This window comes from Xanthomonas hortorum, assembly GCF_040279205.1.
GTDB classification, from domain to species: domain Bacteria; phylum Pseudomonadota; class Gammaproteobacteria; order Xanthomonadales; family Xanthomonadaceae; genus Xanthomonas; species Xanthomonas hortorum_F.
The window spans coordinates 125504-137164 of the sequence record NZ_JBEOLS010000002.1; the positions used below are offsets into that span (position 1 = coordinate 125504).

Annotated in this window: 9 protein-coding genes; 6 read left to right on the top strand and 3 right to left on the bottom strand. The window is 63.5% G+C overall.

The annotated features are described in order from the left end of the window. The first annotated feature begins 5 nt into the window (after nucleotides 1-5). From ABS769_RS01500 to ABS769_RS01510, 3 genes are all read left to right on the top strand, one after another. Nucleotides 6-1913 carry a polysaccharide biosynthesis protein gene (locus tag ABS769_RS01500; RefSeq protein WP_317060975.1) on the top strand — a complete coding sequence of 636 codons (1908 nt, stop codon included), beginning with the start codon at nucleotides 6-8 and terminating at the stop codon, nucleotides 1911-1913. Then, nucleotides 1913-2806, top strand: a complete 894-nt coding sequence (gene galU, locus ABS769_RS01505) for a UTP--glucose-1-phosphate uridylyltransferase GalU (protein ID WP_006451184.1) — start codon at nucleotides 1913-1915, stop codon at nucleotides 2804-2806. Before ABS769_RS01500 ends, galU begins: the two co-directional genes overlap by 1 nt. A gap of 175 nt (nucleotides 2807-2981) precedes the next feature. After that, nucleotides 2982-4838 (top strand): monovalent cation:proton antiporter-2 (CPA2) family protein, encoded by a 1857-nt coding sequence (locus ABS769_RS01510; RefSeq protein ID WP_317060974.1) that lies wholly within the window; start codon nucleotides 2982-2984, stop codon nucleotides 4836-4838. A 131-nt stretch (nucleotides 4839-4969) separates the two neighbouring features. Here the strand turns inward: ABS769_RS01510 and ABS769_RS01515 are convergent, their stop codons facing one another. Continuing rightward, on the bottom strand, nucleotides 4970-5290 hold the full coding sequence (locus ABS769_RS01515; RefSeq protein ID WP_317060973.1) for a DUF1244 domain-containing protein: 321 nt from the start codon (nucleotides 5288-5290) through the stop codon (nucleotides 4970-4972). A 49-nt stretch (nucleotides 5291-5339) separates the two neighbouring features. Between ABS769_RS01515 and folD the strand changes: the two genes are divergently transcribed. The 3 genes from folD to guaA all read left to right on the top strand — a co-directional run bounded on the left by folD (nucleotide 5340) and on the right by guaA (nucleotide 9466). Further along, a complete protein-coding gene (folD, locus tag ABS769_RS01520) occupies nucleotides 5340-6224 on the top strand; it encodes a bifunctional methylenetetrahydrofolate dehydrogenase/methenyltetrahydrofolate cyclohydrolase FolD (protein ID WP_317060972.1) in 885 nt (294 codons plus the stop codon). Nucleotides 6225-6316: 92 nt separating this feature from the next. Beyond that, nucleotides 6317-7774, top strand: a complete 1458-nt coding sequence (gene guaB / locus ABS769_RS01525; protein WP_317060971.1) for an IMP dehydrogenase — start codon at nucleotides 6317-6319, stop codon at nucleotides 7772-7774. 126 nt (nucleotides 7775-7900) lie between these two features. Beyond that, the gene (gene guaA / locus ABS769_RS01530) at nucleotides 7901-9466 is read left to right on the top strand and encodes a glutamine-hydrolyzing GMP synthase (protein WP_317060970.1); all 1566 of its coding nucleotides are present in this window, start codon (nucleotides 7901-7903) and stop codon (nucleotides 9464-9466) included. Nucleotides 9467-9731: 265 nt separating this feature from the next. On the opposite strand, the gene ABS769_RS01535 is transcribed toward guaA, so the two are convergent. Together ABS769_RS01535 and ABS769_RS01540 are read right to left on the bottom strand one after the other, a co-directional pair. Continuing rightward, nucleotides 9732-10355: a hypothetical protein gene (locus ABS769_RS01535; RefSeq protein WP_317060968.1), complete on the bottom strand. Its 624-nt coding sequence runs from the start codon at nucleotides 10353-10355 to the stop codon at nucleotides 9732-9734. A gap of 44 nt (nucleotides 10356-10399) precedes the next feature. After that, nucleotides 10400-11527, bottom strand: coding sequence for a Cache 3/Cache 2 fusion domain-containing protein (locus ABS769_RS01540; protein ID WP_317060966.1), 1128 nt, complete (start codon nucleotides 11525-11527; stop codon nucleotides 10400-10402). Between the last annotated feature and the right edge of the window lie 134 nt (nucleotides 11528-11661).

Genomic DNA, 11661 nt, shown 5'->3' on the forward strand with positions numbered 1-11661 from the left:
CTTTTATGATTTCCTGGCGTGACCGTTTGACCAAAGTGTTGCCGCAAGCGGCAGTCGTACTGCATGACCTGTTGATGGTGTGGGTGTGCTGGCAACTGCTGCACGCCGGCCGTTACTCCATGCTGCGTGAGGCGCCTGATCTTCCACTGTGGGATTGGCGCACTGCGGTGGTGCTGGTCGCGCAGGGGCTGGTGTTCTGGAAGATGGGTTTGTATCGCGGGCTGTGGCGATTCGCCTCGGTGCCGGACCTGTGGAATATCTTCAAATCGAGTTTCCTTGGGTTGGTCGCGATCGTGCTGGCGCTGTCTTACGACCGCCTGGACGGGGTGCCGCTGTCGGTGCTGGTGGTCTATCCGTTCGCGCTGTCGGCATTGCTGGGGACGCCGCGGCTGCTGTACCGCGCCTGGAAGGACTATCAGATTGCGCATTCCGGCGATGCCGCGCAGCGTGTGTTGATCCTGGGCGCCGGTCGCGCCGCCGAAGGGCTGGTGCGCGATCTTCGTCGTAGCGGTACGTTCGTACCGGTCGGGTATCTGGACGACGCCAGCAATCTGCATGGCGCCAAGATCCAGGGTCTCAACGTGCTGGGTAACCTGGATCAGGCCGCATCGATCGCCAAGGAGACGGCGGCCAAGCTGCTGGTGATCGCGATTCCGTCGCTGGATGCCTCGGGGATGCAGCGTGTGGTGGCGATCTGCGAAAGCACCGGTTTGCCGTTCCGCATGGTGCCCAAGCTGATCAATGTGCTGGAAGGGCGCTCCTTGCCTGGCGAATTGAAGGAGGTTGCGATCGAGGACCTGCTCAATCGCAAGCCGGTCACGCCCGATTGGCGCCTGATCCGCGATTGGCTGACCAACAAGACGGTGATGGTCACCGGCGCCGGCGGTTCGATCGGTTCGGAAGTCTGCCGCCAGTGCGCACGGCATGGTGCGCGTCGGATTGTGCTGCTGGAAATCGATGAGCTGGCATTGCTGACCATCGATTCGGATCTGCGCCGGCTGTTCCCCGATATCGAAGTGGTGCGCGTGCTCGGCGATTGCGGCGACCCGGCCGTGGTTGCGTATGCATTGAACACCGCGACCCCGGATGCGGTGTTCCATGCCGCCGCCTACAAGCAGGTGCCGTTGCTGGAGGAGCAGTTGCGCGAAGCCGTGCGCAACAACGTGCTGGCAACCGAGAACGTGGCGCGCGCCTGTCAGCGTGCGCGTATCGAAACGTTCGTCTTCATCTCTACCGACAAGGCCGTCGAGCCGGTCAATGTGTTGGGCGCGAGCAAGCGCTATGCGGAGATGATCTGCCAGAGTCTTGACGCACGCGATGCGCCGACGCGCTTCATCACCGTGCGCTTCGGCAACGTGCTGGATTCGGCCGGCAGCGTGGTGCCATTGTTCCGTGAGCAGATCCGTCAGGGCGGGCCGGTCACGGTGACGCACCCGGATGTGACGCGGTACTTCATGACCATTCCCGAAGCCTGCCAGTTGGTTGTGCAGGCCGCTGCCTCCGCTTCGCATGGTGCGATCTACACATTGGACATGGGCGAGCCGGTGCCGATCCGCTTGCTGGCCGAGCAGATGATTCGGCTTGCCGGCAAGCAGCCGGGCAAGGATGTGGCGATTCTCTATACCGGCTTGCGTCCGGGCGAGAAGCTGCATGAAACGCTGTTCTATTCGGACGAAGACTATCGCCCCACCGCGCATCCCAAGATCCTGGAAGCCGGTGTGCGCGAGTTCTCGCACGAGCAGGTGTTGCAGCTGGTGACGCGCTTGCGTGAGGCGGTTAACCGCTATGACATCAAGGCAATGGAGACTGTGTTGGGCAGTCTGATGCCGGATTTTGCGGCTGCTCGACGGAAAGTCGACACGCGATCTGATACGGTCGTTCCATTCCCCGCACGTGAGGTCAGAAGACTTTAATGAGCAAGCGTATTCGCAAGGCCGTATTCCCCGTCGCAGGTCTTGGGACCCGCTTTCTTCCGGCAACCAAGACAGTGCCGAAAGAAATGCTGCCAATCATCGACAAACCGTTGATCCAGTATGCCGTCGACGAGGCCATCCAGGCCGGTTGCGATACGCTGATCTTCGTGACCAATCGCTACAAGCACTCGATCGCCGACTACTTCGACAAGGCCTACGAGCTTGAGCAGAAGCTCGAGCGCGCCGGCAAGCTCGAACAGCTGGAGCTGGTGCGCCATGCATTGCCGGAAGGCGTGCGCGCCATTTTCGTGACGCAGGCCGAGGCACTGGGTCTGGGTCATGCTGTGCTGTGCGCCAAGGCCGTGGTCGGCGACGAGCCGTTCGCGGTGTTGTTGCCTGACGATCTCATCTGGAACCGCGGCGCTGGTGCGCTCACCCAGATGGCCGATGTGGCTGAAGCGTCCGGCGGCAGCGTCATTGCCGTCGAGGACGTGCCGCACGACAAGACCGCCAGTTACGGCATCGTGGCCACCGATGCATTCGATGGTCGCAAGGGGCGTATCAACGCCATCGTCGAAAAGCCCAAGCCGGAAGTGGCACCAAGCAATCTGGCGGTGGTCGGTCGTTACGTGCTCAGCCCGAAGATCTTCGAATTGCTCGAAGAAACCGGCGCTGGCGCAGGCGGCGAGATCCAGCTGACCGATGCGATTGCCGGGCTGCTGCAGCAGGAAACCGTCGATGCGTATCGCTTCGAAGGCCGTCGTTTCGATTGCGGCGCGCACATCGGCCTGATCGAGGCCACGGTGCATTTCGCGCTCGAGCACGAGAAGCATGGTGGGCCGGCCAAGGAAATCCTGCGTGCCGCGCTGGCCGAGGCCGACGCGCGCGGCTGATTGCCTGGTCATTGCCTGCATCCACGAACGACGCCATCTGGCGTCGTTCGTCGTTCGAGGCGTTGCAGATCAGGAGCGACGTGCTGGTCGAGATCGATGTGGAAGAGCCGGCTGATGGATCGATGCGCACGCAGGTGCAGGGCAGCGCCAAGCCTGTGCCGCTAGAATCCTTGGCATGAGCCAAGCAGCCGAATCCAGTGAACTGATCAATGTCGTCGTCCTGCTGGGCGCTGCCGTCGTTGCGATCCCCTTGTTCCGTCGTCTGGGCTTGGGCTCGGTATTGGGGTACCTGGCCGCGGGATTGGCGATTGGTCCGTTCGGCCTGGGGCTGTTCGATGAGCCGCAGGCGATCCTGCATGTGGCCGAGTTGGGCGTGGTGATGTTCCTGTTCGTGATCGGGCTGGAAATGCGGCCGTCTCACCTGTGGAGTCTGCGCAAGGAGATCTTCGGTCTTGGAACCGCGCAGATTGCGGTCTGCACGCTGGTACTGACCGGCATCGGCATGTTGCTCGGTTTTGCGCCGCCGGTGGCGTTTGTCGCCGCGTCCGGCTTCGTGCTGACCTCCACGGCGGTGGTGATGCAATTGCTGGCCGAGCGTGGCGATGTCGCCTTGCCGCCGGGTCAAAAGATCGTGGCAATCCTGCTGTTCGAAGATCTGTTGATCGTGCCGCTGCTGGCGATCGTGGCCTGGATGGGGTCCAACGGCGATCCGCAGGCGGCGTCGCAGCGCTGGCAGGACATCGGCATCGGTCTGGCCTGCATCGTCGGGTTATTGGTGGCAGGGCGCTGGCTGCTCAATCCCCTGTTCCGGATCCTGGCTGCATCCAAGGCACGCGAGGTGATGACGGCGGCTGCCTTGCTGGTGGTACTAGGCGCGGCGCTGTTGATGCAGGTGGGTGGGTTGTCGATGGCGATGGGGGCGTTCCTGGCCGGCGTGCTGCTGTCCGAATCCACCTTCCGGCATCAGATCGAAGCGGACATCGAGCCGTTTCGCGGGATTCTGCTGGGGCTGTTCTTCCTCGGCGTCGGCATGAGCCTGGACCTGCACGTGGTTGCGGCGGATTGGCGGCTGATCGTTGCCGGCGTGCTGGCCTTGATGGTCGGCAAGGGCGTGTGCATCTATGCAGTGGCGCGGCTGATGCGCAGCGACCATCGCCAGGCGCTTGACCGTGGCGTGCTGATGGCGCAGGGCGGCGAGTTCGCGTTCGTGCTGTTCGCTGCGGCATCGGCTTCCGGCGTCATCGATGCACAGGTCAATGCCAGCCTGACTGCGATCGTGGTGGTGTCGATGGCGCTGACACCATTGTTCGTGCTGTTGCAGCGGCGGCTGACGCCAGCCGCCAAGCCGTCGCTGGAGGGCGTGGAAGCAGTCAGTGACCAGACCGGCAGCGTGCTGATCATCGGGTTTGGGCGCTTTGGCCAGGTCGCCAGCCAGTCGCTGCTGGCGCGCGATGTGGACGTGACCATCATCGATAACGACATCGAGATGATCCAGAGCGCGGAGGAGTTTGGTTTCAAGATCTACTACGGCGATGGCACCCGGCTGGATGTGTTGCATGCGTCCGGTGCGCACAGCGCACGCGCGATTGCGGTGTGCGTCGACAGCCGCGAGGCGGCCAATCGTATCGTGGGGCTGGCAACGCGCGAGTTCCCGCACGCCCGATTGTTGGTGCGCTCGTACGATCGTGAGCATTCGTTGCAGTTGGTCGCTGCCGGCGTGGATTACCAGATCCGCGAGACCTTCGAGTCGGCGGTGGCGTTCGGTCAAGCGGCCCTGGTCGAGCTGGGCGTTGACGAGGACGAGGCCGTCACCATCGCGCGCGAGATCCGGCGTCGCGATGCCGAGCGGTTCGAACTGGAAATTGCGGCCGGCAACACGCGTGCCGGTGCTGTGTCCGGGCTGATGTACGGCAATATCACGCCGACCGTGCCCAAGCCCACGCCATTTACCCCGCCGCGGCGCGAGAGCCGCACGCTCAATCCGGATGCGGTGCCGCAGGCCGATCAGGTAGAAGAAGCGACCGGCGACTAAGTCGGGTGTGGCTGGTGAGCGCCGAAGCAGGTTCGGTACTGCGGTGCGGTTTCCTTGGCTGGTCGAGAAAACACGTCGGGTAACGAACGGCCGGCGCCAAGACGCCAGCCGCAGGTCGCAAGCCGATCGACTCAGCTGTGCGTGCGTTGAGCGGCCGCGAAGGCTTCCAACTGCTCGGGCGTGGCGTCTTTCTGGTGCTGCTGTTTCCAGTCGGCAAACGGCATGCCATAGACCGCTTCGCGCGCCTGCTCCTTGCTCATCGGTTGGCCGTGCGCTTCGGCGGCTTCGCGGTACCAGTCGCCCAGGCAATTGCGGCAGAAGCCGGCCAGGATCATCAGATCGATGTTCTGCACATCGAGCCGGTCCTGGTTGAGATGCTGCAACAGACGGCGAAATGCGGCCGCTTCGATGGATGTGGTGATGGAATCGGGCGTTGAGGTGGTGTCGGTCATGACGGAATCGGGGACAATAGACGGCCTTCGACTCTACACCTGACGCCCCATGACCGTTTCCGCGCCAGCTGCCTCTGCTCCGGCCCGCCTCCTCGATGGCCGCCGCATTGCCGAGGACCTGCTCGACGGATTGAAGCTGCGGGTGGATGCGCGCGTGGCGGCCGGCAAGGCGCGCCCCGGGTTGGCCGTGGTGCTGGTCGGCGGCGACCCGGCCTCGTCGGTGTATGTGCGCAACAAGCGGCGCGCGGCGGAGAAGGTCGGTATCGAGGCCTTCGATTACGACTTGCCGCAAGGCACCAGCGAGGCCGAGCTGGCGACATTGATCGACCGGCTCAACGCCGATCCCAAGATCCACGGCATCCTGATCCAGCTGCCGCTGCCGGGCATTCCCGATGCCAATCGCCTGATCCAGCGCATCGACCCGCGCAAGGACGTGGATGGCTTTCATCCGCAGAATGTGGGGCACCTGGCACTGCGCGAATTCGGGCTGCGCCCGTGCACACCTCGCGGCATCGTGACCTTGCTGGGGCATACCGACCAACCGGTGCGCGGGCGCAATGCGACCATCGTGGGCGTAAGTAATCACGTGGGCCGGCCGATGGGTCTGGAACTGCTGATCGCCGGTTGCACGGTCACCAGCTGCCACAAGTTCACCCCGCCCGAGGTGCTGGAAGCCAGCGTGCGCAACGCCGACATCCTGGTGGTCGCGGTGGGTCGCCCGGGTTTGATTCCGGGCGAGTGGGTCAAGCCGGGCGCGGTGGTGATCGATGTGGGCATCAATCGCCTGGAAGACGGGCGTCTGGTCGGCGATGTCGGTTTCGACGCCGCCGTGCAGCGCGCGGCCTGGATCACGCCGGTGCCGGGTGGGGTAGGGCCGATGACGGTCGCCACGTTGATGCAGAACACGCTGGAAGCGGCCGACGCAGCCGGCTGAGGCACGCGCGTAACGCAGCATTGCGGCTGCGTTGTGTCTTCGTGAAGGCTTTCAGGGTAAAATGCCGCGCTTCCCCAAACTCGGGTCCGCCGATGCTCCGCATCCAGGCTGAAGCTCTCACCTACGACGACGTTTCGCTCGTCCCCGCTCATTCGATCGTCCTGCCCAAGGATGTCAGCCTGGAAACCCGGCTGACCCGCGATCTGCGCCTGAAACTGCCGATTCTTTCGGCCGCGATGGACACAGTGACCGAACACCGCCTTGCGGTGGCCATGGCCCAGCTGGGCGGCATCGGCATCATCCACAAGAACCTGACACCTGCGCAGCAGGCCGGCGAAGTGGCCCGGGTCAAGAAGTTCGAATCCGGCGTGATCACCGAGCCGTTCACGGTCAGCCCCGACACCACGATCGGTGAAGTGATTGCGCTGACCCGCGCGCGCAACATCTCCGGCGTGCCGGTGGTGGATGGCAGCGAGCTGGTCGGCATCGTCACCAGCCGCGACATGCGCTTCGAGAAGAAGCTCGACGATCCGGTCCGCCACATCATGACCAAGAAGGATCGCCTGATCACCGTGCGCGAAGGCGCCAGCGATGAGGAAGTGCTGGAGCTGCTGCATCGCAACCGCATCGAAAAGATCCTGGTGGTCAACGACAGCTTCGAGCTGCGCGGCCTGATCACGGTCAAGGACATCCAGAAAAAGACCGACAACCCTAATGCTGCCAAAGACGCTGCCAAGCGCTTGCTGGTGGGTGCGGCGGTGGGCGTGGGCGGCGATACCGAACAGCGCATCGAACTGCTTGCCGCAGCGGGCGTGGACGTGGTGATCGTGGATACCGCGCACGGCCATTCGCAGGGCGTGATCGATCGCGTGGCCTGGGTCAAGAAAACCTATCCGCAGCTGCAGGTGATCGGCGGCAACATCGTCACCGGCGATGCCGCGCTGGCGTTGATGGATGCCGGCGCCGATGCGGTCAAGGTCGGCGTGGGTCCGGGCTCGATCTGCACCACGCGCGTGGTCGCCGGTGTCGGCGTGCCGCAGATCACCGCGGTCGACATGGTGGCCGAAGCGCTGCAGGACCGCATTCCGTTGATCGCCGATGGCGGCATCCGCTACTCCGGTGACATCGGCAAGGCGTTGGTCGCCGGTGCGTCCACGGTGATGGTCGGCGGCTTGCTGGCCGGTACCGAAGAGGCACCGGGCGAGGTCGAGTTGTTCCAGGGCCGCAGTTACAAGAGCTACCGTGGCATGGGCAGCCTGGGCGCGATGGAGAAGGGGTCCAAGGACCGCTATTTCCAGGACGCCAGCGACGCCGACAAGCTGGTGCCGGAAGGCATCGAAGGCCGCGTGCCGTATCGCGGACCGGTCGGCGGCATCATCCATCAACTGATCGGCGGTCTGCGCGCGACCATGGGCTATGTCGGCTGCGCCACTGTCGAAGAGATGCGCATCAAGCCGAAGTTCGTCAAGATCACCGGCGCCGGCCAACGCGAAAGCCATGTCCACGACGTGCAGATCACGAAAGAGCCGCCGAACTATCGCGCTGGGTAAGCCAGCGCGCGGGAGTGGGGATTCGGCATTCGGGATTCGCAAGAGCCTACCGCTTCCTCATCTGGCAGCGGTCGTCGCTTCCGCTTTTGCGAATCCCCAATCCCAACTCCCCAATCCCGGCCCTCAATGACCAACATCCATACCGACAAGATCCTCATCCTCGATTTCGGCGCGCAGTACACCCAGCTGATTGCGCGGCGTATCCGTGAGATCGGGGTGTATTGCGAAATCTGGGCCTGGGATCATGATCCATCCGAGATTGCCGGCTTCGGTGCCAAGGGCATCATTCTGTCTGGTGGGCCGGAATCGACCACCTTGCCGGGTGCGCCGGTCGCGCCGCAGGAAGTGTTCGACAGCGGCTTGCCGGTGTTCGGTATCTGCTACGGCATGCAGACCCTGGCTGCGCAGCTAGGCGGAGCGACAGAAGCTGCAGATCAACGCGAATTCGGCCACGCCGAAGTCGATGTTGTGGCGGCCGATGCGCTGTTCGCCGGCTTGACCGATCACGCCGGCGCCTCGCGTTTGAATGTGTGGATGAGCCACGGAGACCACGTGTCGCAGGTGCCGCCGGGCTTCACGATTACTGCCGTGACCGACCGCATTCCGGTGGCGGCGATGTCCAACGAAGACAAACGCTGGTACGGCGTGCAGTTCCATCCGGAAGTCACCCACACGCTGCAGGGCCAGACCTTGTTGCGCCGCTTTGTGGTTGATGTCTGCGGGTGTCAGACGCTGTGGACGGCGGCCAACATCATCGACGACCAGATCGCACGCGTGCGCGCGCAGGTGGGCGATGACGAAGTGATTCTGGGGTTGTCCGGCGGTGTGGATTCGTCGGTGGTCGCGGCGTTGTTGCACAAGGCGATCGGCGACAAGCTGACCTGCGTGTTCGTCGACACCGGCCTGCTGCGTTGGCAGGAAGGCGACCAGGTGATGGCGATGTTCGCCGAGCACATGGGCGTCAAGGTGATCCGCGTCAACGCGGCCGACCGCTATTTCGCCAAGCTCGAAGGCGTCAGCGACCCGGAAGCCAAGCGCAAGATCATCGGCAACCTGTTCGTGGATATCTTCGACGAAGAATCCAACAAGCTGGCCAATGCCAAGTGGCTGGCGCAGGGCACGATCTATCCGGACGTGATCGAGTCGGCCGGCAGCAAGACCGGCAAGGCGCACGTGATCAAGAGTCACCACAACGTCGGTGGCCTGCCCGAGCACATGAAGCTGGGTCTGGTCGAGCCGTTGCGCGAATTGTTCAAGGACGAAGTGCGTCGTCTCGGCGTCGAACTCGGCCTGCCGCGCACGATGGTGTATCGCCATCCGTTCCCGGGCCCGGGCCTGGGCGTGCGCATCCTGGGCGAAGTGAAGCGCGAGTACGCCGAGCTGCTGGCCAAGGCCGATGCGATCTTCATCGACGAACTGCGCAAGGCCGATTTGTACGACAAGACCAGCCAGGCGTTCGCGGTGTTCCTACCGGTCAAGTCGGTGGGCGTGGTTGGCGATGCACGCGCCTACGAATGGGTGATCGCGCTGCGCGCGGTGGAAACCATCGACTTCATGACCGCACACTGGGCGCACCTGCCGTACGACTTCCTCGGCACGGTCAGCAATCGCATCATCAACGAACTGCGCGGCGTCTCGCGCGTGGTCTACGACATCTCCGGCAAGCCGCCTGCGACGATCGAGTGGGAGTGAGTTGAACGACAACGGCGCCGAAAGGCGCCGTTGTCGTTGTGTTCCCGTGGTTTGGGGATGGGACGTTCTGCTCGTTGCGATGTGTCACTGCATGAGCCAATTGCATGCCAGTTGTCGTGCAGGTCGCAGACGTTGTTATCCAAGGCAGGCGCTAATCCAGACACGCGTCCAGCGTTGCTGCCAAGTCGTACGGGAATGGATCGCGGTGTCATAGAAAAAAACTGCGCAATGCGCGGCTTGATTCTGGATCTACTAAAAGTATCCGTCAGCGCAGCTTGGCCAGCGCCACGCGCGCGTCGGCCATGAACTTCTGCGTTTCCTGCGGGGTGGAGAGGTTGGCGCCAAGCTGATTGAGCACTTGCTCGATGTCGCTCGATGCCTCCCAGGCTTCGTCGCAAAGCATGCCGGCGATCGGGCCGAGGTAGTTCAACGCGACTTTTTCCAATACATCGCGTACTCGCTCGTCAGGTGCGGAGCCACCGCCGACGGATGCAGGCGCTGCGCTCGGTGCCGCGATAGGCGTTGCTGCGGCCGTCACCACTGCCGGTGCAACTGGCGCACGCGGTGCAGCCGGCGCACCCAGATCCTGCTCGAAACCACCCATCAACCACTGGCGTGAGTCATCGCTGAGCAGCGAGGGCTTGCCCATACCGGCGCCGGGGTCGGTCTGAAAACGGGCCTTTGCCGCGTTGACCATGGTGAGGCGTTGCACCGCCTCGTCGTTGCGCAGCATGCGGAACACCACCTCTTCGATCTGCCCGGCATTGAGGCGGACGATGCAGGAGTGGTTTTCCTCGGTGACGATGAACAGAAAGCCGGACGCCTTCTTCAATGCCAGCGCCTTGAGCTCGCGCAGGATCTCGATCAGCGGACGGAATTCAGTGGACATGGCGTCTTCCTTGCATCATCTGGTACGGAGTGGGTGCGAGCGGCTCAGCGTTTGCTGAGGCGCTCCATGGCCAGCCGAACACTGTTGGACAGGCGCGAGATGGCGCGCGCCAGGGTACCGATTTCATCTTTGAGATTGACCTCGTCGATGGTGTGGTTCCACTTGCCCAGGCTCAGTTCTTCGGCCACGGTGGTCAAATGCTGGATGGGGCGCAACACGCGGCTCCAGATCAACGCCCATTGCAGGCCGAGCAGCAACGCGCAGACCAGCAGGCCGATGCCGGCGATCCATAACGACTGGCGCACGATCACGCCATTGACGTCGCTCTTGGGGTACGCCGAGACCAGGGTGAAGCCCCAATCGGGCACTTCCTGCTTGGTCACGACCCAGTCGCCGGGGCTGTCCTTGACGATGCGTTCGATGGTGGCAGTGTCGGTGGTGGCACCGGTGGTGGACTGGAAGCGCAGCTTGTTCTTGCTGTCGAAGATGGCGATGAAGCCGGAATCGAGCACGCGGCGGCTGCTGACCACGTTTTCCAGCGCCTGCGTATCGGCCTTGTAGCCGACGTACCAGGCACCGATCACGCGCTTGTCGTTGCCGGCAAAGATCGGCTCGTAGCCGGTGACGTACGGGTTGCCGAGGATGTCTACCACGCCGTAGAAACTTTCGCCGTTACGCAGCTTGGCGGCGGCCTGGCCGTTGGGATCGAGCACGGTGCCGATGGCGCGGCTGCCGTCGTCCTTCTTGACGTTGGTGGAGATGCGCACGAAGTCATCGCCGGTCCGTGAGAACAGCGTGGCGGTGCCTTCGTGGATGGCGGTGACATCGTCGAGCATGTCGAAGACGTTGGCCTGCGCCTTCTGGCCCAGCAGCAGGTCGTTGGCGTTGCGGTCGCCCACACGCACTTCGTTGCCGATGCTTGCGGCGCCGTGTGCGTTGGCTTCCTTGCGCAGCTGGCGCATGGAGGAATTGACGCGGTCGAGCATCATCGCGCGAGTGACCGAGAACAGGGTCTGCAAGGACACCGACTGGCGCTCGATCGCGTCGCCGGTCTCGAACTTGACCCGGTTCGCTTCGGTAATGGCCAGAATGACCGTCAGTGCCGCCACCACGACCAGCACCAAGGCCAGCACCGGCAACAGCAGGCGCACCCGCAAAGAGTGACGAAGCATCGCAATTCCCCTGAACGCATTTAGTGATTGGATCGAGTGCCGCCGCTGCGCTTTGCTGCGTCCGGACGTAGCCGTTATCGGCTGTCGCACACGATGCTGAAGCGGCCCCCTTGCCGCTCGGCGGTGCATACCAT

What these genes read in the sequence shown, in the direction of transcription:
- ABS769_RS01500 (WP_317060975.1), top strand. Translation starts at nt 6, where the DNA reads ATGATTTCCTGGCGTGACCGTTTGACCAAAGTGTTGCCGCAAGCGGCA.
- galU (WP_006451184.1), top strand. Translation starts at nt 1,913, where the DNA reads ATGAGCAAGCGTATTCGCAAGGCCGTATTCCCCGTCGCAGGTCTTGGG.
- ABS769_RS01510 (WP_317060974.1), top strand. Translation starts at nt 2,982, where the DNA reads ATGAGCCAAGCAGCCGAATCCAGTGAACTGATCAATGTCGTCGTCCTG.
- ABS769_RS01515 (WP_317060973.1), bottom strand. Translation starts at nt 5,290, where the DNA reads ATGACCGACACCACCTCAACGCCCGATTCCATCACCACATCCATCGAA.
- folD (WP_317060972.1), top strand. Translation starts at nt 5,340, where the DNA reads ATGACCGTTTCCGCGCCAGCTGCCTCTGCTCCGGCCCGCCTCCTCGAT.
- guaB (WP_317060971.1), top strand. Translation starts at nt 6,317, where the DNA reads ATGCTCCGCATCCAGGCTGAAGCTCTCACCTACGACGACGTTTCGCTC.
- guaA (WP_317060970.1), top strand. Translation starts at nt 7,901, where the DNA reads ATGACCAACATCCATACCGACAAGATCCTCATCCTCGATTTCGGCGCG.
- ABS769_RS01535 (WP_317060968.1), bottom strand. Translation starts at nt 10,355, where the DNA reads ATGTCCACTGAATTCCGTCCGCTGATCGAGATCCTGCGCGAGCTCAAG.
- ABS769_RS01540 (WP_317060966.1), bottom strand. Translation starts at nt 11,527, where the DNA reads ATGCTTCGTCACTCTTTGCGGGTGCGCCTGCTGTTGCCGGTGCTGGCC.